The organism is Streptomyces sp. NPDC002125 (genome assembly GCF_053593715.1).
In genome coordinates this window covers 1-21,940 of the sequence record NZ_JBSFDD010000010.1, presented here as the reverse complement: position 1 = coordinate 21,940, position 21,940 = coordinate 1, and the positions used below count along the sequence as shown (strand labels likewise).

The window sequence follows — 21,940 nt, the reverse complement described above, 5'->3', positions numbered from 1 at the left end:
CCCTTTCGGGAACCGTCTACCGGTGGGTAACGTCCCGCCAGTCCAGTCGTGCTCACCCCACTGAGCATCTGCCAGTCTTGGACCTATCCGGTGCGTCGCACAGAGCCGTGGAACCGGAGCCCGATGAGGAGCAGCAGTCTTGCGCGAGTTCAGCCTTCCGGCCCTGTACGAGGTCCCTACGGACGGCAACCTGACGGATCTCATCCGCCGCAACGCCGCTCAGCATCCCGACGTCGCGGTGATGAGCCGGAAGGTGGCCGGCGTCTGGACCGACGTCACGGCGACCCAGTTCCTCGCTGAGGTCAGGGACACCGCCAGAGGCCTCATCGCCTCGGGCATCCAGCCCGGCGACCGGGTCGCGCTCATGTCCCGCACCCGTTTCGAGTGGGTCCTGCTGGACTTCGCCATCTGGAGCGCGGGCGCGGTGACCGTGCCGGTCTACGAGACCAGCTCCCCCGAGCAGGTCCAGTGGATACTCGGCGACTCGGGCGCCGTCGCGGTCGTCGTCGAGAGCGACACCCACGCACGGTCCGTCGCCTCCGTGCGCGACCGGCTCCCCGCCCTCCAGCACGTCTGGGAGATCGAGCGGGGCGCGGTCGGCGAGCTGGTGGCGGCCGGCAACGGAGTCTCCGACGAGACGCTGGACCTGCGCATGGTGAGTGCCAAGGCCGACGACCCGGCGACCATCGTCTACACCTCGGGCACCACCGGCCGCCCCAAGGGCTGTGTGCTGACGCACCGCAGCTTCTTCGCGGAGTGCGGCAACATCGTGGAGCGGCTGAAGCCCCTCTTCCGTACCGGCGAGTGCTCCGTCCTGCTCTTCCTGCCCACCGCGCACGTCTTCGGACGGCTGGTCGAGGTCGCCTCCGTGATGGCCCCGATCAAGCTCGGCTGTGTGCCGGACATCAAGAACCTCACCGATGAGCTGGCATCCTTCCGGCCGACGCTGATCCTCGGGGTGCCCCGGGTGTTCGAGAAGGTCTACAACTCGGCGCGCGCCAAGGCGCAGGGCGACGGCAAGGGCAAGATCTTCGACCGCGCCGCCGACACGGCGATCGCCTACAGCCGCGCGCTCGGCACGCCGCAGGGCCCCTCGGTGGGCCTGAAGGTCAAGCACAAGGTCTTCGACAAGCTGGTGTTCAGCAAGCTGCGGGCCGTGCTCGGCGGTCGCGGCGAGTACGCGATCTCCGGCGGCGCGCCGCTGGGCGAGCGGCTCGGTCACTTCTTCCGCGGCATCGGCTTCACGGTGCTGGAGGGCTACGGCCTCACCGAGAGCTGCGCCGCCACCGCCTTCAACCCGTGGGACCGCCAGAAGATCGGCACTGTCGGCCAGCCGCTGCCGGGTTCGGTGGTGCGGATCGCCGACGACGGCGAGGTGCTGCTGCACGGCGAGCACCTGTTCACCGGTTACTGGCAGAACGAGGCGGCGACGGCCGAGGCGCTCGCGGACGGCTGGTTCCACACGGGTGACATCGGCACGCTCGACGAGGACGGCTACCTCGCGATCACGGGCCGCAAGAAGGAGATCATCGTGACGGCGGGCGGCAAGAACGTCGCCCCCGCGGTGATCGAGGACCGGATCCGCGCGCACGCGCTGGTCGCCGAGTGCATGGTGGTCGGCGACGGGCGTCCGTTCGTCGGCGCGCTGCTCACCCTCGACGAGGAGTTCCTCTCCCGCTGGGCCGAGGAGAACGGCAAGCCCGCCGGGTCGACCGCGGTGTCGCTGCGCGAGGACCCCGACCTGCTGGCCGAGGTGCAGCGGGCCGTGGACGACGGCAACGCGGCGGTCTCCAAGGCGGAGTCGGTACGCAAGTTCCGCATCCTGGCCGCACAGTTCACCGAGGAGGCGGGCCACATCACCCCCTCGCTGAAGCTGAAGCGCAACGTCGTGGCGAAGGACTTCGCGGACGAGGTCGAGTCGATCTACCGCGGCTGAGCCCGCACCCGCCTGACGAGGAGGGGGCCCGTACCTGACCAGGTACGGGCCCCCTCCTCGTGGTCGTCCGAGCCGCTTCCCCGGCCCGTGCCGAGATGTCAGAGCAGCGTCCTGAGCTTCTCGGCGAGCAGGTCCCAGCGCCACTTCTCCTCGACCCACTCCCGGCCCCGTTCCCCCATCCGGCGACGCAGCTCGGGGTCCTGGAGCAGGGTGACGATCCGGTCGGCGGACTCCTCGGCGGAGCCGCCCCGCACCACCCATCCGGTCTCGCCGTCGAGCACGGCGTCGGGCGCTCCGCCGGAGTCGCCCGCGACGACGGGCAGCCCGGTCGCCGACGCCTCCAGGTAGACGATGCCGAGGCCCTCCACGTCGAGTCCGCCGCGCCGGGTGCGGCAGGGCATGGCGAACACGTCGCCCGCGCCGTAGTGCGCGGGCAGCTCCTCCCAGGGCACCGGCCCGGTGAAGCGGACGGAGTCCTGGACGCCGGTCTCGGCGGCCAGCTTCTTCAGCTGCCCGGCGTAGGGGCCGCCGCCCACGATCAGCAGGACGGCGTCCGGCACCCGGGCCAGGACGGCCGGCATGGCGAGGATGAGGGTGTCCTGGCCCTTGCGCGGGACGAGCCGTGACACGCACACGATGACGGGCCGGTCGGCGAGTCCGAGCCCGGCCCTGATCCGGTCCCCGCCCGAGGCCGGGTGGAAGGTCTTCTCGTCGACGCCGGGCGGCAGCTGGACCATCCGGTCCGCGGCCTCCGGGGTGAGCGCGGCAGCGATCCTGGAGCGGGTGTACTCGCCGAGATAGGTGAGGGTGTCCGTGCCCTCGCCGATGCGGCGCAGCAGCTGCCGGGACGCGGGCAGCTGGGCCCAGCCGGCCTCGTGGCCGTGCGTGGTGGCCACGATCCGGCGGGCGCCCGCTCTGCGCAGCGCGGGCGCCATGAGCCCGAGCGGTGCGGCGGCGCCGAACCACACGGAGGAGCATCCGTGCTCGCGCAGCAGCCGGACCGCCTGCCGGGTCACCCGGGGGGTCGGCAGCAGCATCGTCGTACGGTCGCGTACGACGGTGAAGGGCTGTTCCGCGTCGAAGGCGGCGGTGGCCTCCGCGCCCTCCGCACCGCGCTTCCAGGTCGACGCGTACACGACGAGCTGCTCGGGGTCCATGCGCAGCGCCATGTTGTGCAGGAAGGCCTGGATGCCGCCGGGGCGGGGCGGGAAGTCGTTCGTCACGATCAGGGTCTTGTCCATCGCCGCCGACAGTACCGGGCGCCTCGACGGCCCTGCCTGACGGCTCCCGCACAGCCTGGACCTGCATCATGGCCTGCATGACGGTCAGGACGGGCAGGGGTGGCCAGGGGGGCCGGATTCTGTCCCTCGCCGTGTGGGGCCTGACCCGGGCGGTGCTGCTGCTCTGCGTCTTCAAGGTGTTCACGGTGCCGGGCCCGGATGTCACCAGCGATGTCTCGGTGATCTATCACGGCTGGTACGAGGTGTTCCGCGCAGGTTCGTATCCGCTGGACGACGTCACCTGGCAGTACCCGCCTGCCGCGGCGCTCGCGATGCTCTCGCCGGATCTGCTGCCCTTCCTGGAGTACGCCTCCGCCTTCTTCGTCCTCGTGCTGCTCTGCGACGCGCTGGTCCTGGGGCTGCTGCTGTACGCGGGCAGCCGGCCCGGTGCCCGGAACGCCGGCGCCTGGCTGTGGGTGGCGGGTGTGCCGCTGCTCGGGCCGACGGTCTACGCCCGGTACGACCTGATGGTGACGGCCGTCGCGGTGACCGCGCTGCTCGCGGGCGTGCGGCACCCCAGGGTGATGGGGGCGCTGGCCGCCTTCGGCGCGCTGCTGAAGGTGTGGCCGGTGCTGGTGCTGGTGGGCACGGCCCGCGGGCGGGCGACGCGGCGGTCCTGGGGTGCCGCGGCGGTGACGGCCGCCGTGCTGGTCCTGGCCTCGGCGGTGGTGGTGCCGGGCGCGTTCGCGTTCCTGACGTTCCAGCGCGACCGGGGGCTGGAGATCGAGTCGCTGGGCGCGCTGGTCTTCCATGTGGCGCGGCAGTTCGGCTGGGAGGGCCGGGTGGAGCTGCGGTACGGCTCGATGGAGTTCGCCGGTCCGCATGTCGCGCTGGTGAGCACCCTGGCCCTGGCGCTGAGCGTGCTCGCGTTCGGCTGGCTGCTGATGTGGCGGCTGCGGGCCCGTACGTTCGCGGTCCACACCTCGGCGGACGCGGCGTTCACCGCGGTGCTGCTGTTCACGGTGACCAGCCGCGTCATCAGCCCCCAGTACATGGTGTGGCCGCTCGGCGTCGGCGCGGTGTGCCTGGTGTTCCGGGGCAGCCGGATGGCGCTGCCCGCGTGCCTGGTCCTGGTGGCCACCGGGGTCACCCTGCTGGAGTTCCCGCTGGGCTTCGCGCACGTGGTGGCGAGCGACGCGGAGGGCGTGGCGCTCATGGCCGTACGCAACGGTCTGCTGGTCGCCGCGACGCTGATCGCCGGGCTCCGGCTGTGGCGGGAGACCGTGCCGGGGGCGCGAGCGGAGCCCGCCTCCCCGGATCCGGTCAGCCGAGCCGGTCGCTCAGATACTCCCGCCAGCGCGCCGTGAAGTCCTGGGGTGTGGTGCCCAGCACCGACTGCATGGCGTGCTCCACCGCCCCGTCCCGCTCGGAACGGCTCCCCACGGCCTTGTAGAAGGCGACCAGCGCCTCGTCGCCCCAGTCCCGCGCTATCAGCTCACAGGCCAGCCAGCCGCTCTCGTACGCCCGCGAGAGCCCTTCCGCGTCGCCGCCGAAGCCGAAGTCCTCGTCGGCGGGCAGCTCCGCGGGCAGGTCGCCGCTCCTGACCGCCTCGGTGAGCTCCGGTGCGATCTCCTGGGCGGTGCGGCTCTCCTGGCGGTAGGCGGCGAGGTCGGCGAAGCCCTCGGAGAGCCAGACCGGGGTGGCGGCCGACGTGTGGGCCCGGGTCGCCACATGGGTGCTCTCGTGGGTGAGGACGACCCGCTGCCCGAAGTCGCCGAGCATGCCGTAGGCCTGCGGATTGACGATCACCCGGTCCGCGGGCGCCCGGCCGCCGCCTCCCACCTCGCCCGTGGTGACGGCGGCTATGCCCCGGTAGCTGGCCGTCGGGGAGTCGAGGAGCCCCGCCATGTCCTCGACGGTCTCCGGGACGAGCACCACCACCCGTTCCGTCCAGGGCTCGGGCCAGGCCTCGTCGACGGCCGGTACGGCGCCGTCGGCGGTGTCCGCGATCCGGCGCAGCTCCGCCGGCCGGCGGCCGACCCCCAGGACCAGGCTGTGGGTGCCGCGTACGACCTCGACGTCGCCCTGCTGCCAGAGCTGCTCCGGGCTGCCGTCGGCGGCCCGGTCGGCGGATATGTACCAGCTCCCGCCGTCGCCCCGGCGGACCAGCTCCACCGTGCGGGACGAGGACATGGGCTCCTTGTCGTACCCCTTGAAGCGGTAGCGCAGTTCGACCTGCGCGGTGACCCGGCCGGCCCCCTCGCCGCTCACGCCCTTCACCTCGTACGCCCATGACTCCAGCGGTACGTCGGCGAGGTTGCGCAGCTCGGTGCGCTGGGCCGCCCTGAAGGACGTGGCCCGGGGGTCGAGCGCGGCCAGGTAGGCGGCGGTGTCGTGCTCCATGAGCGCGGTGGCGCGGCGGTCCAGGGCGGCGCCGACCTCCTGGACGGTGAGGCCGGTCGCGGTGTCCCCGGGGGCGGCGCAGGCGGGCGCGAGCAGCAGGGCGGCGAGCACGGCACCCGCCGTGCGCCGTCCGCGGGTACGCTCCCGCCGCGCGTCCTGCGTCCGAACAGCCATCCAGCCGATCGTACGGTCAGACGCGGGTGACCGAGGAGACGGGCATCATGCCGACGGGGTCGTAGCGCACCGGGGCGCCGGGATACGGAGCGTGGATGACCTGCCCGTTGCCGGCGTACATCCCGATGTGGCTCGCGTCGGCGCGGTAGGCGACGAGGTCGCCGGGTCTGGCCTGCGAGAGCGGCACCATGCGGCCCGCGTACCGCTGTGCCTGCGAGGTCCTGGGCAGACCCACCCCGGCCCGGGCGTACGCCCACTGCATCAGCCCGGAGCAGTCGAACCCGTCGGGACCGTTGGCGCCCCAGACGTACGGACGGCCCAGCGCCTGCCGGGCCGCCATGAGGGCCGCCATGGCGCGTGCGGAGCCGGCCGCGTCCGCCGGGAACTCCTGGGAGCGGCCGGAGCGCGAGGCGCGGCCGAGGGACTCCCGGTCGGCCGCGGGCAGGGCGCGGAGCAGCTGCCGCGCCCGGTCCAGCTTGCCCTCCACGGTGCGCTTGTGGCGTGCCACGGCCTCCCGGTCGCGTTCCATGGCCGCCAGGGCGGCAGCGGCCTCCGCGCGGCTCTGGGCGATCCTGCGCTGGGCCCGTTGGAGCTTGTGCAGGGTCAGCGCCCTGCGCTCGCCCGCGCGGTCCAGGGCCTCGGCCCGGTCCAGGTAGGTGTCGGGGTCCGAGGAGAGCAGCAGCGCCACCGAGGGGTCGATGCCGCCCGAGCGGTACTGCGCGCCGGCCATCGAGCCGAGCACCGCCCGCATCTCGTTGATGTCCTCCTGCGTCCTGGCCGCCGCGTCCTGGGCCCTGGCGATCCGGCCGCGCAGCGCGCCGAGGTTCTCCCGGGCCGCGTTGTACAGCTCGGTGGCGCGCTCGGCCTCCCCGTACAGCCGGTCGACGGTGGCCCTGGCCGACTCGTGGGTGTCCTCCGGCCGTGCGCTCGCCGGCGCGGTGCCGAGGGTGGCCGCCGCGGTGGCCGCGGCGGCGGACAGGACGGTGGCCCGGATGCCACGGTTGAGGCCGGGCCGGGTGGGGCGGCGATGCGAGACCACAGGAAGCCGCGCTCCCTTCCGCTGTTCGCAGATGTGCGCAGCCCCTGCCGCCCGGGGCGGGCGGACCGACGACCGGGAGCTGCGCGGCAGCGCAGACAGTAACCGGACGGCTAGATCCTGACCAAGGACCACGCCGGGAGGGGAAGGGCGCACCATACAGCTCCGCCCCGCCGGTGACCTGTGGTCTCCGGCGGGGCGGAGCGTCAGTGAGGGGTGCCGCGATTCGCCCGTTCGGGCGTCAGACGCGGACGCCGAACTGGAAGGTGCCCATGTAGTCCATCGACTCGTAGCGGACCACGGTGCCGGGCTTCGGGGCGTGCAGGATCTGGTTGTTGCCCGCGTACAGGCCGACGTGCGAGGTGTTGTTGAAGAAGACGAGGTCGCCGGGCTTTAGGGCGCTGCGGCCGATCCGGACGCCGTCGTTGATCTGGGTGTACGTGGTGCGGGTGATCTGGACGCCGGCCTGGGCGTAGGCCCACTGGGTCAGGCCCGAGCAGTCGAAGGAGTTGGGGCCGGTGCCGCCGGAGACGTAGGGCTTGCCCTGCTGCGTGGAGGCGGCCTGGAGGGCCGCGGCGCCACGGGCGGACGCGGGGACCTCGTTGCCGAGCTGGACCCGCTCACCGGCGGCGCGGCTGGCGCGCTGCTCGTCCTCGGCCATCTTGGCCCGCTCGGCGGCGGTGAGGGTGTTCAGCAGCTTCTGGGCGTCGGCCAGCTTGCCCTGGTACTTCTTCTTGTTCTCGTTCAGCGTCTCGCGGACGTCGGCGAGATCGGTGAGCTTGGCCTGCGCCTCCTTGCGCTGCTGCGCGAGGGTCCGCTGCTTCGCCTGGATCTTCTGCAGCGACTCGGCCTGCTTGGCCGTCAGCTGGTCCAGCGCGGAGGCCTGGTCGAGGAAGCTGTCCGGGTCCGAGGAGAGCAGCAGCTGGACGGACGGGTCGAGTCCGCCGGAGCGGTACTGCGCGGTGGCGAGCGAACCGAGCTCGCCGCGCAGGGTGTTGAGCTCGTCCTGGCCTCGGGCGACCTTGTCCTGGAGGGCGTCGGCCTGCTTCTTGAGCTTGTCCTGCTGCTCCTTGGCGCCGTTGGCCTTCTCCGTGGCCTCCTCGGCCTCGTGGTAGAGCTTGTCGACCTTGGCCTTGACCTCGCTCTTGGTCGGCTTGGGGTCGGCCTGGGCGGCCTGGGAGGACAGGGCCACGGCCGCGGCGGCGGTCGCGGTGAGCACGGTCACGCGGGTGCGGCTCGGCTGCTTGGGACGACGGTGGGACGCCACGAAGGCGAGCTCCTTCTTCCTCGAGCCGCCTACCGGGCTGTGGGGGATACGTCTGACTCCCCGGCTCCGTGCACGTCACGGACTCGGCGGTTCCTTCGCCGTCACCCCGGATGGGCGATCAACCGTGCGAAGGTTCGAGGCCTGACCCTAGTGACCATCTTGTGATCAGTTCAAATCCTCACGAGCAAAATCTCGTCACACCAGGCACTTCTTTACTTTCATCACACTGGGTGTAGCGATGAGTTGACGGTACGTTCCATAAATTCCGGCAAGTCGCCCATGCCACACAAGTCGCCTCAGACGCGCGAAAGGCGCTTCAGGAGCAGAGCGGACGCGACCGGCCGCGCCCCCGCCTTCGCGACGCCGTCGGCCACCTCACGGTCGGTGGAGACCACGACGACGGGTCTGCCCGGCGGTTCCGCGCGCGCCAGTTGCCTGATCAGTTCGTCGGCGGTCACGCCCGCCTTGCTGAACAGCACGCGCACTCCGCGCGGCGGTGCGAGCAGGACGGGAACGGCCAGTTCGGCACCGTCGAAGACGCAGGTCATCTCGGCGCCGGTCTGGGCGGCGAGGACCGACAGACCGCCCAGCAGGCGCAACCGCTGCTTCTCCAGCGGCATCTGCGGATAACCGGTCTTGGTGACGTTGTAGCCGTCCACGATCAGATGCGCCTGCGGAAGGGCGAGCAGCTGGTCGAGCAGCGCCGGATCGGTCTCCGAAAGGGCCCTGGCCGCAATGTCCTTGGGCGACATCCTGCCGGGCTCCACCGCGTCGACGCTGTCCGCCGGTCGGATCGACGAGGGAGGAAGGGCCAGTTCGCGGCGGAGTCCCTGGGCCGCGTCGAGCACGGTGTCCAGGAGCAGCCGCAGCCGCATGTCCTCGACCGAGCGGCCCTCCCTGGCCGCACGGCGCCCCGCCTCGACGGAGGCCTCAGCCTCGCCGAGGCGCGCCCTGAGCCTGCGGGACTCGCTCTCGGCGGCGGAGACCTGTGCCGCGGCCTCGGCCCGCACCCCGTCGGCCTCGGCGCCGGCCTTGCGCAGGGCGGCCTCGCCCCGCTTGACCTCGCTGAGGGCGCTGCGCAGCTTGCGGTGCAGGGAGTCGGCCTCCTTGCGGGCCGCCTCCAGCTCCGCGCGCAGCCGCTCGGTGTCGGCCCTGGTCTGGTCGCGGGCGTGGACGAGCTCCTCGCGCAGCCGCTCCAGCTCGCGCCGGGTCTCCTCGTCCGCCCGTTCGGCGTGAGCCCGCTGGACCTCCTCGCCGGCCGCGGCCACCAGCTTGACCCAGCCGGACGGCCGCAGCACATAGGCCGCCGCCGCCACGTCGACGGGGTCCGCCGCGGCGGGCGGCGCCCCGGACTTCAGCGCGTCCGCCAGCTCCGGCTGGGTCTGCACGACCCGTTCGCCGATGCGCCGGCGGAACACCGGGTCGCTCTCCAGGGCCGCCGCCATCGCGTTACCCGCGAACTTGGCCCGCCTGCTCGGGGTGAAGCGGGCGTACTGACGGAGCTGGGAGGGGAGTTCGCCGACGGTCAGGCCGCCGAAGGCGTCCGAGACCAGCGCCACCACCTTGCGGCGCACGCCCTCGGGCAGGGGACGGTCGAGCGACTCCGCGGTGCCGTCGGCCGAGTCGGCCGGTCCGGCGCCGCCTGTCGGCTGCTCCACCATCCATCAACCCCAATATGTCTGTCCGCGCGGCTCCGTCAGGAGTCGGCTCCCGGCCTGTCGACCAGCTCGATCTGGTCCACCGCGTTGCACCAACGGCAGCGCACGGACTCGATGGTCTCACTGACGACCTCGCGCTCCTCGACACTCGACTCCCCGGCCAGGTCGAGATGGACGTACTCCACGACCTTGGAGGAGCGCGTCACGTCGAAACGGGTGAGGTTGCCACAGAGCGTGCAGCGCCAGCGAGTCCCGTCCGTCGGCTGGGGAACCGTCGTCATCGTTGCGTCCTCTTTCATCGTTCGTCGAGTCTTGTGCGTACCCAGGTCTTCGATCTCGCGGTGCGCCGTCGAACTGCGGATGTCCTGCGGTAACCCTACGGCCTTGCGCATACCTATCGGCACGGCGAGGCGGTCTGTCCCGTTCTCGACTGGTGCGTCATGCTCTGTACGTGACCGATTGGCGGAAAGTCGACTGGCGGGAACGGGCCAGGGAGCTCGGGACCGCGGCCTCTGCGGGCGGCGCCCCCGTCACGTACGGGCTCATCGCGCTCTGCTCCGCGGTGTTCCTGATGAGCCCGCTCTCCGGCTTCAACCCCGTCTACGGCAGCAGCCCGGACTCGCTGCTCGCCGCGCAGGCCGGATACTTCGAACGCTGGGGCGTCATCCCGAGCGAACTCGCCGAGGGCTCCGCGCGGGCGCTGCTGACCCCGCTGACCGCGCTGTTCGTCCACGGCAGCTGGCTGCACCTGCTCGGCAACATGCTGTTCCTCTACGTGTTCGGCGCGATGGCCGAGGAACGCATGGGCCGGGCCGAGTTCACCTTCTTCTATCTCCTGTGCGGCTACTTCGCCCTGGTCGCCTACGCCGTGGTGCACGCGGATTCCGATCAGACACTGGTCGGCGCGTCGGGGGCCATCTCGGCGGTGCTCGGCGCGTTCCTCTATCTGTTCCCCCGGGCCAGGGTCACCAGCCTCTTCCCGTTCCTGTTCTTCCTGCCCCTGCGCTTCCCCGCCTGGATCGTCCTCGTCTTCTGGTTCGTCCTGCAGTGGCTGGCGGCGCGGAGCGCGGGCAGCGGCCCTGGCGTGGCGTACCTCGCGCACGTCGCGGGCTTCGCGGCCGGCTTCCTCTACGCCTGGGTGCGTTTCCGGGGTGGTACTAGAGTGAAGTCTCCAGCCACGGCCACTGAGGGAGAAAGCCAGCCGTGATCACCGCGATCGTTCTCATCAAAACCAGCGTGGACCGGATTCCCGAGATCGCGGAGGCCATCGCCGCGCTGGACAGCGTCAGCGAGGTCTTCTCGGTCACCGGTACGTACGACCTGATCGCCATGGTCCGGGTGGCCAGGCACGACGACCTGGCCGATGTCATCCCCGGCCGGATCAGCAAGATCCCGGGCGTCGAGGCCACCGACACCCATGTCGCGTTCCGCACGTACTCGCAGCACGACCTCGAGGCGGCCTTCGCCATCGGTCTCGACGCGTAGTACACCCCACCTCGTACGGCATACGGCTCCGGCCGGGTGCGGGAGCCGTCTCCCGCGCCCGGCCGGAGCCGTATCGCTGTCGTCAGACCTGGGCCGCGCCCCGGTCGGGGACGCAGCGGCCGTCCTCCGTGCGGTAGGTCCAGCGGGCGCCCGTGGCCACCAGCTCGCGGACCGCGCCGAGGAAGCGGTCGATGTGCTCGTCCGGCGTACCGGCGCCGAAACTCACCCGGATGGCGTTGAGGGACCTCTCCCCCGGCGCGGCCTCGGGCGCGCCGCACTCGCCCGGGTCCTGCGGCTCGCTGCCGAGCAGGGTCCGCACCAGCGGGTGGGCGCAGAAGAGGCCGTCGCGCACCCCGATGCCGTACTCGGCGGAGAGGGCCGCCGCGAAGTGCGAGCTGTTCCAGCCCTCGACCACGAAGGAGATGACACCCACCCGGGGGGCGTCGTCGCCGAACAGCGAGAGCACCTTGACCTCGGGGACGTCCGCGAGGCCCTCACGGACCCGGGTGACCAGCTGCTGCTCCCGCGCGACCAGGCGGTCGAAGCCGGCCTCGGTCAGGGCCTTGCAGGCGGCGGCGATGGAGTAGACGCCGATGACGTTGGGCGAGCCGGCCTCGTGCCGGGCCGCGTTGGTGTGCCACTCGACGTCCACGCCGCCGTCGGCGCGCCGGGCGACCTTGCGGGAGGCGCCGCCGCCCGCGAGGTAGGGCTCGGCGTCCCGCAGCCAGTCCGTACGGCCCGCGAGGACACCCGAGCCGAAGGGCGCGTACAGCTTGTGCCCGGAGAAGGCGACCCAGTCGACGTCCAGCTCCGCGATGTCCACCGGGTGGTGGGGCGCCAGCTGCGCGGCGTCGAGCACGATCCGCGCCCCGTGGGCGTGCGCGGCGGCGGCGAGCTCCTTCACCGGCCACAGCTCGCCGGTGACGTTGGACGCGCCGGTGACGCAGACCAGCGCGGGGCCGTGGGGCTCGCGGTCGGCCAGCGCGCGTTCCAGGGTCGCGACGGCCTGCTCGGGGGTCCGAGGAGCGTCCAGGTAGCTCACCCGGGCGTCCCGCCAGGGGAGCAGCGAGGCGTGGTGCTCCGTCTCGAACACGAACACCTGGCAGTCCGCGGGCAGCGCGGCGGCCAGCAGGTTGAGGGAGTCGGTCGTCGAACGGGTGAAGACCACCTGGTCGTCGGCACGGCAGCCGAGGAACTCCGCCACGGTCACGCGGCTGGCCTCGAAGAGGTCGGTGGAGAGCTGCGAGAGGTAGCCGGCGCCGCGGTGGACACTGCCGTAGTACGGGGCGTAGGCAGCCACGTCGTCCCACACCCGCTGGAGGGCCGGGGCGCTGGCCGCGTAGTCGAGTGCCGCGTAGGTGACATCTCCGCCGGTAACCAGCGGAACGGTGACATCCGCACCGAGAACCGGCAGAGGCGCACAAATGGACTGGTCGACGGCAGCGGTGGAGACAGACATGGCGAACTCCCGTAAGAGGCAGGCGAAATCCACGCACCGGCGTCGGACAGGACGCTGCGGCACGGGAAGGAAAGGAAAAAGGGTGCGCGGAGAAGGGCGTTGAGCCCTATCGCATTCGCTTGCTCACAAGAGGCTCCCTGGGACCAGGACCCCAAGGGGTGGCATCCAACGATGCCGAGGGGCCCGCGCTTGCCGCAGACCTCGCTGCCTGCGGCCTGGTCTTCACCCGGGGCACCCCGCCACGGACGGAGGGTTGCCGGACAGCGGGCCGGGGCCGTAGTCGCTGTCACTCATGACCTGCGCAGCATCTTGCCACAACGCCGCGCACACGCAAAGGGCGCAGTCCGTATCGCGGACTGCGCCCTCGCTCACACCCGGTGCGCCGTCAGGCGTTGCTGGCCGCCACCCAGCGCTCCAGCGCCTTCTTGGCGGCGCCCGAGTCGATCGACCCGGCGGCCAGGGCCATCTTGGCGGCGATCTGCTCGTTCAGCGTGGACTCGGCGGGGTCCAGCGCGACCAGCGCAGCTGCGGAGTTGAGCAGCACCGCGTCGCGCACGGGGCCGGTCTCCCCGTCGAGCAGCCGGCGGGCGACATCCGCGTTGTACGAGGCGTCGGCCCCGCGCAGCGCCTCTACGGGCACCAGGTCGAGGCCGACGTCGCGCGGGTCGAACGCCTGCTCGCGCACGGTCCCGTCCCGCACGATCCAGACCCGGGAGGTCGCGGTGGTGGTCAGCTCGTCCAGGCCGTCGTCGCCCCGGAAGACGAGCGCGGAGTTGCCCCGGCCGGCCAGGACGCCCGCGACGATGGGCGCCATCTTCACGTCGGCGACCCCGATCGCCTGGGAGCGCACCTTGGCCGGGTTGGTGAGCGGGCCGAGGATGTTGAAGGTGGTCTGCGTGCCGAGCTCCTTGCGGGCCCGCGCGGCATAGCGCAGGGCCGGGTGGAACTTCACGGCGAAGCAGAAGGTGATGCCCGCCTCCTCGGCGACGGCCACGACTCGCTGCGGGGTCAGCTCCAGATTGACGCCCAGCTTCTCCAGCACGTCCGAGGCCCCGCTCGCCGACGAGGAGGCGCGGTTGCCGTGTTTGACGACCTTCGCGCCCGTCCCCGCGACGACGATCGCCGACATGGTGGAGATGTTGACCGTCTTGGCCATGTCCCCGCCGGTCCCCACGATGTCGACCGTGTGGCCGGGCACGTCGATGGTGTGGGCGTGCTCGTACATGGCGCGGACGAGTCCCGCGACCTCGTCCACGGTCTCGCCCTTGGCCCGCAGCGCGACTGCGAAGCCCGCGATCTGGACGTCCGTGGCATCGCCGCTCATGATCCGGTCCATGGCCCACGCGGTGTCGTCCGCGCCCAGGTGCTCACCGCGCAGCAGGGGGGTCAGCACACCGGGCCAGGTACGGTCCGCCACGCTGTCGCCGCCGTCCGGGGTCACAACGTTCATGGTCCGCTCCTGGGGGTCCACAGCCGATAGAAGGATGTCTCCCACCTTATCGAGGCTCCGGGACAGCGAAGAGCCCCGTCCATCGGATGGACGGGGCTCCCGCTGTGGCGTTCAGCTCAGGTGATCAGTGGTGGCCGTGGCCGCTGGTGATCTCCTTGTACTCCTCGACAGTGGGCTTGGCGATCTGGTTGTCCTCGCCGTAGTAGCTCTGGCTGAGCCGTGCCCGCACCTTCTGGAGCGTGGAGGGCTTGCGCTCGACACCGTTCTCGTCGACCGTCGGGCCGATCTCGAGCGGCTTGTACTGCTCGTGCGCGGTGAGCGTGTGCAGCTGCTCCGGACCGAGCGGCTCGTGGATCTCCACGAACTCACCGTGCGGCAGGCGCTTGATGGTGCCGGACTCGCGCCCGTGCAGCACCTTCTCCTTGTCGCGGCGCTGGAGGCCGAGGCAGATGCGCCGGGTGGCGACGAACGCCAGGACCGGGCCGACGAAGAAGGCGATACGCACGAACCAGCTGATCGCGTTGAGCGACAGGTGGAAGTGGGTCGCCCAGATGTCGTTGCCGCCGCCGATGAGCATGACGAAGTAGATCGTCACCCAGGCGACACCGAGACCCGTACGGGTCGGGGCGTTGCGCGGGCGGTCCAGGATGTGGTGCTCGCGCTTGTCCCCGGTGATCCAGGACTCGATGAACGGGTACAGCGCCAGTGCCGCGAGGACGACGCCGAACAGGACCAGCGGGATGAGCACGCCCAGGACCAGCGTGTGGCCCCAGAGGTTGATCTCCCAGCCCGGCATCACACGGACGAAGCCTTCCGCGAAGCCCATGTACCAGTCCGGCTGGGCGCCCGTGGACACCTGGTCGGGCCGGTACGGGCCGAGCGCCCAGATCGGGTTGATCGTGGCGATCGCGGAGAGGATCGCGATGAAGCCGAAGACCAGGAAGAAGAAGCCTCCGGCCTTGGCCATGTAGACCGGCAGCAGCGGCATGCCGACGACGTTCTTGTTCGTACGCCCCGGACCCGCGAACTGCGTGTGCTTGTGGAAGAACACCAGGATGAGGTGGGCGACCACGAGCCCGAGCATGATGCCCGGCAGCAGCAGGATGTGGATCGAGTAGAACCTCGAGATGATCTCCGTCCCGGGGAACTCCCCGCCGAACAGGAACATCGAGATGTACGTACCGACGATCGGCATCGACAGGATCGCGCCCTGTGTGAACCGCACACCCGTACCGGAGAGCAGGTCGTCCGGGAGCGAGTAGCCGGTGAACCCGGTGAACATGCCGAGCACGAACAGCAGGAAACCGAAGAGCCAGTTGATCTCACGCGGCTTGCGGTACGCACCGGTGAAGAACACCCGGAACATGTGCACGAACATGCCCGCGAGGAAGATGATCGCGGCCCAGTGGTGGATCTGGCGGACCAGGAGACCACCGCGGACGTCGAAGCTGATGTCCAGCGTCGAGGCGTACGCCGCGGACATCCGGATGCCCTGCATCGGCTCGTACGAGCCGTGGTACACGACCTCGTTCATGCTCGGGTTGAAGAACAGCGTCAGATACACACCCGTGAGGATGATGATGATGAAGCTGTAGAGGCAGATCTCACCGAGCATGAAGGACCAGTGGTCCGGGAAGATCTTGCGCATGTTGGCCTTGGCCAGGCCGTAGATGCCCAGCCGGCCGTCCGCCCAGTCGGCGACCCGCTCACCGGCGGGCGCCTTGCGCTGGGTCTCTGTTTCCGTCGCAGTACTCATCCGCGCTCCCAGAAGGCAGGACCGACGGGCTCTTCGAAGTCACCGAGCGCCTCGAGGTTGCCCTCGCTGTTCACACCGATCCGCAGCTGCGGAAGGGCGTGACCGGCCGGACCGAAGATGACGCGGGCGCCGTCGGAGAGGTCGAAGGTGGACTGGTGGCACGGGCAGAGCACGTGATGCGTCTGCTGCTCGTACAGGCTGATCGGGCAGCCGACGTGGGTGCAGATCTTCGAGAAGGCCACGATTCCCTCGTGGGCCCACTCGCGCTCGCGCTTGTCCTTGATGTTGTCCGGCTCGATGCGGATGATCATCAGGGCGGCCTTGGCGATCTGCGTCTGGAAGTCGTGCGCGTCCTCCTCCAGGCCCTCGGGCATGGCGAAGGTCAGCGAACCGACGACCACGTCCTCGGGACGCAGCGGCTCCATGGTGTTCATGTTGACGAGCTGCTTGCCCTTGGCCCACAGGGTGGACCGGAGCTTCTTCTCCGGCAGCGGACCGAGGTCGCGCAGCAGCACCACGCCGGAGAGCGGCACCAGGGCCAGCGCACCGAACATCGTGTTGCGGATCAGCTTGCGGCGCCCGATCGCGGACTCCGCGGCACCGGCCGCGAAGTCGGCCATGACCTTGGCCTTGACCTCGGGCTCCGCCGAGATGGCGTGCCGGTCGTCGGCGACCTCCACGTCCGACATCAGGGTGCGCGCCCAGTGGACGGCGCCCGCGCCGATGCAGAAGAGCGCGACGCCCAGGGTCAGTCCCAGGGAGAAGTTCAACGCGCTCACATGCCCGAACGGCCAGATGTAGACGATCTTGTCGACCGGGAAGATGACGTAGGAGGCGATGAAGCCGACCGTCGCCAGCATGGACAGCGTGAACATGAACGCGACGGCGCGCTCGGAGCGCCTGGCGGCACGTTCGTCGATGTCCTGGATGCGCGGCTTGTGGGCCGGCAGTCCCGGGTTGGCGAACGGGTCGTCCGCGACCACTGCCGCGCCGTGCGCGGCGCCCTGCTCTACCGGCAGGTGCTCTTCTGGAATCTGTTGGCTACTCATGACTTCTTGGCCTTAGCGGTGTGGGCCGCGACCCAGACGGCGATGGCGATCAGGCCGCCCAGACCGAAGATCCAGCCGAAGAGACCCTCACTGACGGGGCCGAGGCCACCGAGCGAGAGGCCACCGGGGGTCTGGGACTCATCACCGTTGACGGTCTTGATGTACGCGATGATGTCTTTCTTCTCCTGCTCCGGCATGGTGCTGTCCGGGAAGGAGGGCATGCTCTGCGGGCCGGTCTGCATGGCCTCGTAGATGTGCTTCGGGCTCACGCCTTCGAGGCTCGGGGCGTACTTGCCGTTCGTCAGCGCGCCGCCCTCACCGGTGAAGTTGTGGCACTGCGCGCAGTTGGTACGGAACAGGTCACCGCCCTTGGCCACGTCGGCGCCCGAGGGGTCGACCTGGCTCTTGGTGGGCGTGATCGGACCGGCGCCCAGCGACGCGACGTACGCCGCGAGCTGGTCGATCTCGGCCTGGTTGTAGATGACCTTCTTCTTCGGCACCTGGGCGCCCGGCTGCTGGGCCGGCATGCGTCCGGTGCCGACCTGGAAGTCGACGGCGGCGGAGCCGACGCCCACGAGGGACGGCCCGTCGGTGGTGCCCTGACCGCCGGATCCGTGGCAGCTGGCACAGCCCACGGAGTAGAGCTTCTTGCCCTCGTCGATGGCGAGGGACTGGGCGGTTTCGTCGGCCTGCGCCTTACCCGCAGGCGCGAACGCGGCGTACAGCCCCCCGGTAGCCGCCAGCGCGAGGAGTAGTACGACGACGGCCGCCAGCGGATGGCGTCGTCGTGCGGAGAGCTTTTTCACGGATTACCCCGGTGTCAGGATCTTCTGCGTCGATGATGGGCGGGTGCGAGCCCGGTTACTTGATCATGTAGATCGTGGCGAACAGACCGATCCAGACGACATCGACGAAGTGCCAGTAGTAGGACACGACGATGGCCGCGGTGGCCTGTTCATGGGTGAACCTCGAGGCCGCGTATGTCCTGCCCAGAACGAGCAAGAAGGCGATGAGACCGCCTGTCACATGCAGACCGTGGAAGCCGGTCGTCAGGTAGAACACCGAGCCGTACGGGTCGGAGGACAGGGAGAGACCCGCCTCCTTGACCAGCTCGGTGTACTCGAGGACCTGGCCTCCGATGAAGATCGCACCCATCACGAACGTGATGATGAACCAGGTGCGGAGCTTCTTCACATCGCCCCGCTCCGCGGCGAAAACGCCGAGCTGGCAGGTGAGAGAGGAAAGCACCAGGATCGTGGTGTTCGTCGCCGAGAACGGGAAGTTCAGATGGTGAGCCATCTCCTTCCAGTGATCGGGTCCCATCACCGATCGCAGGGTGAAGTACATCGCGAAGAGGGCCGCGAAGAACATCAGCTCGGAACTCAACCAGATGATGGTTCCGACGCTGGTGAGGTTCGGCCGATTGACCGACGGGTGCGCGTGCCCGGTTTCTACTGTCGTTGCTGTCGCCACGACCGACATTATGTCGGTCGCTTATCCCGCCCTCACTCCGGGGGGTGCCGTTCGGTGTGTCAGCGGCGTGTGTCCTCACCGAACGGCCCATCGAATCGCTGCCTTTACCGGTGCTGACAGGCTGTCCGCCGGAGTACGATCCGCCCATCGGTTCATGCCCCGAGAGCCCCGAAGACACAGACGTCACGGAGGAACAATGCAGCCGACCGCCACGGTCCTGGTCTACAGCGACGACGCCAACACCCGTGAGCAGGTGAGGCTGGCAGCCGGGCGCAGGCCTGCCGCGGACGTGCCGCCGGTGAAGTTCCTGGAGTGCGCCACCCTGCCGGCCGTCCTGAGCGCGCTGGACCGGGGCGGTGTCGACGTCTGCGTGCTGGACGGCGAGACGGCCCCCGCGGGCGGTATGGGCGTCTGCAGGCAGATCAAGGACGAGATCTTCGACTGCCCGCCCGTGCTGCTGCTGATCGGGCGGCCCCAGGACGCCTGGCTGGCCACGTGGAGCCGTGCGGACGCCGCTGTGACGCATCCGGTCGACCCGGTCGACTTCTCGGACGCCCTGGCGTCTCTCCTGCGCCACAGGCTCTCCGTGGAGGCCTGAGGGCCCGGGGGCGAAGGGGCCCCGATCCCCTTCGCGGTGTCCTGGCGAGGCGCTGCGCACTCCGGGCCGGATCAGACCTGGGGGCGCAGCCGCGCCGTCTGGACGCCGGTGCCCGTGTCGGGCGTGCCGCCGCCGTGCAGGGCGCTGCCCTTCTGCCAGACGTCCCAGGCGAGGTTCCAGTCGCCGAAGCCGTTGTCGAACGGGGTCATCGTCTCGCCGTCGCTGCCGACGACCTTGACGATGTCCCCCTCCCGCACGGTCTCGAAGAACCACTGGGCGTCGGCGGTGCTCATGCCCGTACAGCCGTGGCTGACGTTGGCGTTGCCCTGCGAGCCCGTGGACCAGGGCGCCGCGTGGACGTACTCGCCGCTCCAGGTGACGCGGGTCGCCCAGTAGACCGGCAGGTCGTAGGACTCGGAGGAGCCGGCCGCGATGCCGATGCTCTCACCGCGCATACGTACGAACTGCTCCTTGGCCAGCACGACCTTGACGCCGTTGCGCGTGTCGAAGCCGGGCTTGCCGGTGGTGACCGGGATGGTGTTGATCACTTCGCCGTTGCGCAGCACGGTCATGGAGTGGTCGGAGGCGTCGGTGATCGCTTCTATCCGGTCGCCTGTCGTGAGTTTCAGGGGCTTCGTCTCGGCGCCGTGCAGGGCGTCGGTGACCTTGATGCCCTTGAGGTTGCTGCGGACGTCGATGGTGGCGTCGGCCGGCCAGTACTCCTTGGGCCGGTAGTGCAGCGTCTTGGCGTCGACCCAGTACCAGGAGCCGGTGACGGCGGGGGTCGACCGGACCTGGAGCCCGCGCTCCACGGTGGCCCTGGCCGCCCTGCCGTTGACCGGAGCACTGAGTTCCGCTGTGAGGGGCTGTCCGACGCCGTAGGTGCCCGCCTGAGGGCCCAGGGAGACGTTCAGGAGCTTCTTGGGCGAGTCCGTGCCGAAGGCGTAGGTACGGCTGCCGGGGGCGCCGTCGCCGTTCTCGGTGGAGATCTTGACGGTGTATCGGGTGCCGGCGGCGAGCGAGGTGGTGGAGTGCCACCGCTTCCCGTCGGCGTCGAGCTCGCCGGCCAGGTGCCGGCCCTCGGTGTCGACCGCCGTCACGTCCGTGATCTTGGCGTCGTCGTCCTTGACGGTGACTTCGAGGGGGGTGTCGGGGTCGGCCTTCTTGTTCTCGGCCGGACCGTTGAAGGAGATGAGGTCGGCCGCGTCGTAGGGCTTCAGCGACAGCGGATCACCATCGGGCTCGCCACAGGCGGTCGCACCTGCAACCAGGGTCACGACCAGCAGAGTGCAGCTCACTACGGCGCGGATGCTCGGCGTGTGGTTCATGAACCCACGCTAAGAAGATTCATCCGATCCAGCGCGTTCAGTGACTGCAAACGGGGGCCCGGTCCGCTCATTGCTGAGCGGACCGGGCCCCCGTACGGGTGCTGTGCGTCCTTGGACGGCGTGTCCTACTGGGTGCGGTTCTCGCCCCGGTAGTACTCGAAGACCCAGCCGAAGAGGCCGATCAGGAGCAGCGGCGCCGAGAAGTAGGCCAGCCACCAGCCGAAGACGACGGCCAGGAAGAGGAAGGCTCCACCGATGGCCAGCGAGAGCGGCTGCCAGCTGTGCGGGGAGAAGAAGCCCACCTCGCCGGCCTCGTCCGCGACATCGGCTTCCTTGTTGTCCTGGGCCAGCGCGTCGACCCGGTTGGCCGTGAAGGCCAGGTAGAAGCCGATCATGATGGTCAGCCCGAAGGACAGGACCAGCGCGGTGGTGCCCACAGGCTCCTTGGACCAGACGCCGTAGGTGATGGCCATGGCCAGCATGAAGACGCTGAGCCAGATGAAGAGCTTGCCCTGGATCTTCACTTGCCGTCCTCCTTGCCGCCGACGAGGACCTTGTCACCCTCGGAGAGGTGATCCAGCTGCTCGAGCGCCGCGATCTCCGGGTGGTGCAGGTCGAACGCCGGGGATTCGGAGCGGATGCGCGGCAGGCTGAGGAAGTTGTGCCGGGGCGGCGGGCAGGACGTCGCCCATTCGAGCGAACGGCCGTAGCCCCACGGGTCGTCGACCTCGATCTTCTTGCCGTACTTGGCGGTCTTCCAGACGTTGTAGAAGAACGGCAGGATCGACAGACCGAGCACGAACGAGGAGATCGTCGAGATCGTGTTCAGGGCGGTGAAGCCGTCGGCCGCGAGGTAGTCCGCGTAACGACGCGGCATGCCCTCGGCTCCGAGCCAGTGCTGCACCAGGAACGTGCCGTGGAAGCCGATGAACAGCGTCCAGAACGTCACCTTCCCCAGCCGCTCGTCCAGCATCTTGCCGGTGAACTTCGGCCACCAGAAGTGGAATCCGGCGAACATCGCGAAGACCACGGTGCCGAAGACGACGTAGTGGAAGTGCGCGACGACGAAGTACGAGTCGGAGATGTGGAAGTCCAGCGGCGGCGACGCCAGGATCACGCCGGTCAGACCACCGAAGGCGAAGGTGATCAGGAAGCCGACCGACCAGAGCATCGGTGTCTCGAAGGACAACGACCCCTTCCACATCGTGCCGATCCAGTTGAAGAACTTCACACCGGTCGGTACCGCGATGAGGAACGTCATGAAGGAGAAGAACGGCAATAGCACGCCACCGGTGACATACATGTGGTGGGCCCACACCGTCACCGAAAGACCGGCGATGGCAATCGTCGCGCTGATCAGACCGATGTAGCCGAACATCGGCTTGCGGCTGAATACCGGGATGATTTCGGAAATAATTCCGAAGAATGGTAGCGCGATGATGTACACCTCTGGATGGCCGAAGAACCAGAAGAGGTGTTGCCAGAGCAATGCGCCGCCATTGGCCGCGTCGAAGATGTGCGCACCGAATTTACGGTCCGCCTCCAGCGCGAAGAGCGCGGCGGCCAGCACCGGGAAGGCCAGCAGGACCAGGACACCGGTCAGCAGGACGTTCCAGGTGAAGATCGGCATGCGGAACATCGTCATGCC

The 21,940-nt window shown here is 69.8% G+C and carries 20 protein-coding genes and 1 riboswitch; of the genes, 5 read left to right on the top strand and 15 right to left on the bottom strand.

From position 1 onward, the window contains the following. Positions 1 to 139: 139 nt before the first annotated feature. On the top strand, positions 140 to 1,936 hold the full coding sequence (locus ACWCQM_RS18840; protein WP_450916314.1) for an AMP-dependent synthetase/ligase: 1,797 nt from the start codon (positions 140 to 142) through the stop codon (positions 1,934 to 1,936). Positions 1,937 to 2,034: 98 nt separating this feature from the next. On the opposite strand, the gene ACWCQM_RS18835 is transcribed toward ACWCQM_RS18840, so the two are convergent. Continuing rightward, positions 2,035 to 3,177, bottom strand: a complete 1,143-nt coding sequence (locus ACWCQM_RS18835) for a glycosyltransferase family 4 protein (RefSeq protein ID WP_450916313.1) — start codon at positions 3,175 to 3,177, stop codon at positions 2,035 to 2,037. A gap of 77 nt (positions 3,178 to 3,254) precedes the next feature. Here ACWCQM_RS18835 and ACWCQM_RS18830 point away from each other — a divergent pair, with 77 nt between their 5' ends. Continuing rightward, positions 3,255 to 4,523, top strand: a complete 1,269-nt coding sequence (locus ACWCQM_RS18830) for a glycosyltransferase 87 family protein (protein ID WP_450916312.1) — start codon at positions 3,255 to 3,257, stop codon at positions 4,521 to 4,523. Here the strand turns inward: ACWCQM_RS18830 and ACWCQM_RS18825 are convergent. From ACWCQM_RS18825 to ACWCQM_RS18805, 5 genes are all read right to left on the bottom strand, one after another. Next, positions 4,480 to 5,733, bottom strand: a complete 1,254-nt coding sequence (locus ACWCQM_RS18825; RefSeq protein ID WP_450916311.1) for a hypothetical protein — start codon at positions 5,731 to 5,733, stop codon at positions 4,480 to 4,482. The genes ACWCQM_RS18830 and ACWCQM_RS18825 overlap by 44 nt on opposite strands. Positions 5,734 to 5,749: 16 nt before the next feature. Further along, a complete protein-coding gene (locus tag ACWCQM_RS18820; protein ID WP_450916310.1) occupies positions 5,750 to 6,772 on the bottom strand; it encodes an NlpC/P60 family protein in 1,023 nt (340 codons plus the stop codon). A gap of 238 nt (positions 6,773 to 7,010) precedes the next feature. Then, entirely contained in the window at positions 7,011 to 8,036 is a 1,026-nt protein-coding gene (locus ACWCQM_RS18815) for an NlpC/P60 family protein (protein WP_450916309.1), read from the bottom strand. Positions 8,037 to 8,332: 296 nt separating this feature from the next. Then, a complete protein-coding gene (locus tag ACWCQM_RS18810) occupies positions 8,333 to 9,694 on the bottom strand; it encodes an NYN domain-containing protein (protein WP_450916477.1) in 1,362 nt (453 codons plus the stop codon). A gap of 38 nt (positions 9,695 to 9,732) precedes the next feature. After that, the gene (locus ACWCQM_RS18805; RefSeq protein WP_014156692.1) at positions 9,733 to 9,975 is read right to left on the bottom strand and encodes a hypothetical protein; all 243 of its coding nucleotides are present in this window, start codon (positions 9,973 to 9,975) and stop codon (positions 9,733 to 9,735) included. 152 nt (positions 9,976 to 10,127) lie between these two features. Here ACWCQM_RS18805 and ACWCQM_RS18800 point away from each other — a divergent pair, with 152 nt between their 5' ends. Continuing rightward, positions 10,128 to 10,901 (top strand): rhomboid family intramembrane serine protease, encoded by a 774-nt coding sequence (locus ACWCQM_RS18800; RefSeq protein ID WP_450916308.1) that lies wholly within the window; start codon positions 10,128 to 10,130, stop codon positions 10,899 to 10,901. Further along, positions 10,898 to 11,179 (top strand): Lrp/AsnC family transcriptional regulator, encoded by a 282-nt coding sequence (locus tag ACWCQM_RS18795; protein WP_072483264.1) that lies wholly within the window; start codon positions 10,898 to 10,900, stop codon positions 11,177 to 11,179. The genes ACWCQM_RS18800 and ACWCQM_RS18795 overlap by 4 nt, the downstream gene beginning before the upstream one ends. A gap of 82 nt (positions 11,180 to 11,261) precedes the next feature. On the opposite strand, the gene ACWCQM_RS18790 is transcribed toward ACWCQM_RS18795, so the two are convergent. The 6 genes from ACWCQM_RS18790 to ctaE form a co-directional block, all read right to left on the bottom strand. Beyond that, positions 11,262 to 12,638 carry an aminotransferase class V-fold PLP-dependent enzyme gene (locus ACWCQM_RS18790; protein ID WP_450916307.1) on the bottom strand — a complete coding sequence of 459 codons (1,377 nt, stop codon included), beginning with the start codon at positions 12,636 to 12,638 and terminating at the stop codon, positions 11,262 to 11,264. Positions 12,639 to 12,818: 180 nt separating this feature from the next. Continuing rightward, positions 12,819 to 12,936: riboswitch (SAM riboswitch) on the bottom strand. An 87-nt stretch (positions 12,937 to 13,023) separates the two neighbouring features. Beyond that, complete coding sequence (gene trpD, locus ACWCQM_RS18785) at positions 13,024 to 14,088, bottom strand: anthranilate phosphoribosyltransferase (protein ID WP_450916306.1); 1,065 nt, start codon at positions 14,086 to 14,088, stop codon at positions 13,024 to 13,026. 124 nt (positions 14,089 to 14,212) lie between these two features. Further along, positions 14,213 to 15,844 carry a cytochrome bc1 complex cytochrome b subunit gene (gene qcrB / locus ACWCQM_RS18780; RefSeq protein WP_450916305.1) on the bottom strand — a complete coding sequence of 544 codons (1,632 nt, stop codon included), beginning with the start codon at positions 15,842 to 15,844 and terminating at the stop codon, positions 14,213 to 14,215. Beyond that, a complete protein-coding gene (gene qcrA, locus ACWCQM_RS18775) occupies positions 15,841 to 16,893 on the bottom strand; it encodes a cytochrome bc1 complex Rieske iron-sulfur subunit (RefSeq protein ID WP_267076169.1) in 1,053 nt (350 codons plus the stop codon). The genes qcrB and qcrA overlap by 4 nt, the downstream gene beginning before the upstream one ends. Continuing rightward, the gene (gene qcrC, locus ACWCQM_RS18770; protein ID WP_073747641.1) at positions 16,890 to 17,699 is read right to left on the bottom strand and encodes a cytochrome bc1 complex diheme cytochrome c subunit; all 810 of its coding nucleotides are present in this window, start codon (positions 17,697 to 17,699) and stop codon (positions 16,890 to 16,892) included. The genes qcrA and qcrC overlap by 4 nt, the downstream gene beginning before the upstream one ends. Positions 17,700 to 17,754: 55 nt before the next feature. Then, positions 17,755 to 18,375, bottom strand: a complete 621-nt coding sequence (ctaE, locus tag ACWCQM_RS18765; RefSeq protein ID WP_014045480.1) for an aa3-type cytochrome oxidase subunit III — start codon at positions 18,373 to 18,375, stop codon at positions 17,755 to 17,757. Positions 18,376 to 18,562: 187 nt separating this feature from the next. Between ctaE and ACWCQM_RS18760 the strand changes: the two genes are divergently transcribed. After that, positions 18,563 to 18,964: a DNA-binding transcriptional response regulator gene (locus tag ACWCQM_RS18760; RefSeq protein WP_073747640.1), complete on the top strand. Its 402-nt coding sequence runs from the start codon at positions 18,563 to 18,565 to the stop codon at positions 18,962 to 18,964. Positions 18,965 to 19,035: 71 nt separating this feature from the next. Here ACWCQM_RS18760 and ACWCQM_RS18755 read toward each other — a convergent pair whose 3' ends face one another. The 3 genes from ACWCQM_RS18755 to ACWCQM_RS18745 form a co-directional block, all read right to left on the bottom strand. Continuing rightward, positions 19,036 to 20,292 (bottom strand): Ig-like domain-containing protein, encoded by a 1,257-nt coding sequence (locus ACWCQM_RS18755; RefSeq protein WP_450916304.1) that lies wholly within the window; start codon positions 20,290 to 20,292, stop codon positions 19,036 to 19,038. Positions 20,293 to 20,417: 125 nt separating this feature from the next. After that, complete coding sequence (locus ACWCQM_RS18750) at positions 20,418 to 20,816, bottom strand: cytochrome c oxidase subunit 4 (RefSeq protein WP_073747638.1); 399 nt, start codon at positions 20,814 to 20,816, stop codon at positions 20,418 to 20,420. Further along, positions 20,813 to 21,940 (bottom strand): cytochrome c oxidase subunit I (locus ACWCQM_RS18745; RefSeq protein WP_450916303.1); only part of this gene is annotated, 1,128 nt, incomplete at its 5' end. The genes ACWCQM_RS18750 and ACWCQM_RS18745, both read right to left, overlap by 4 nt.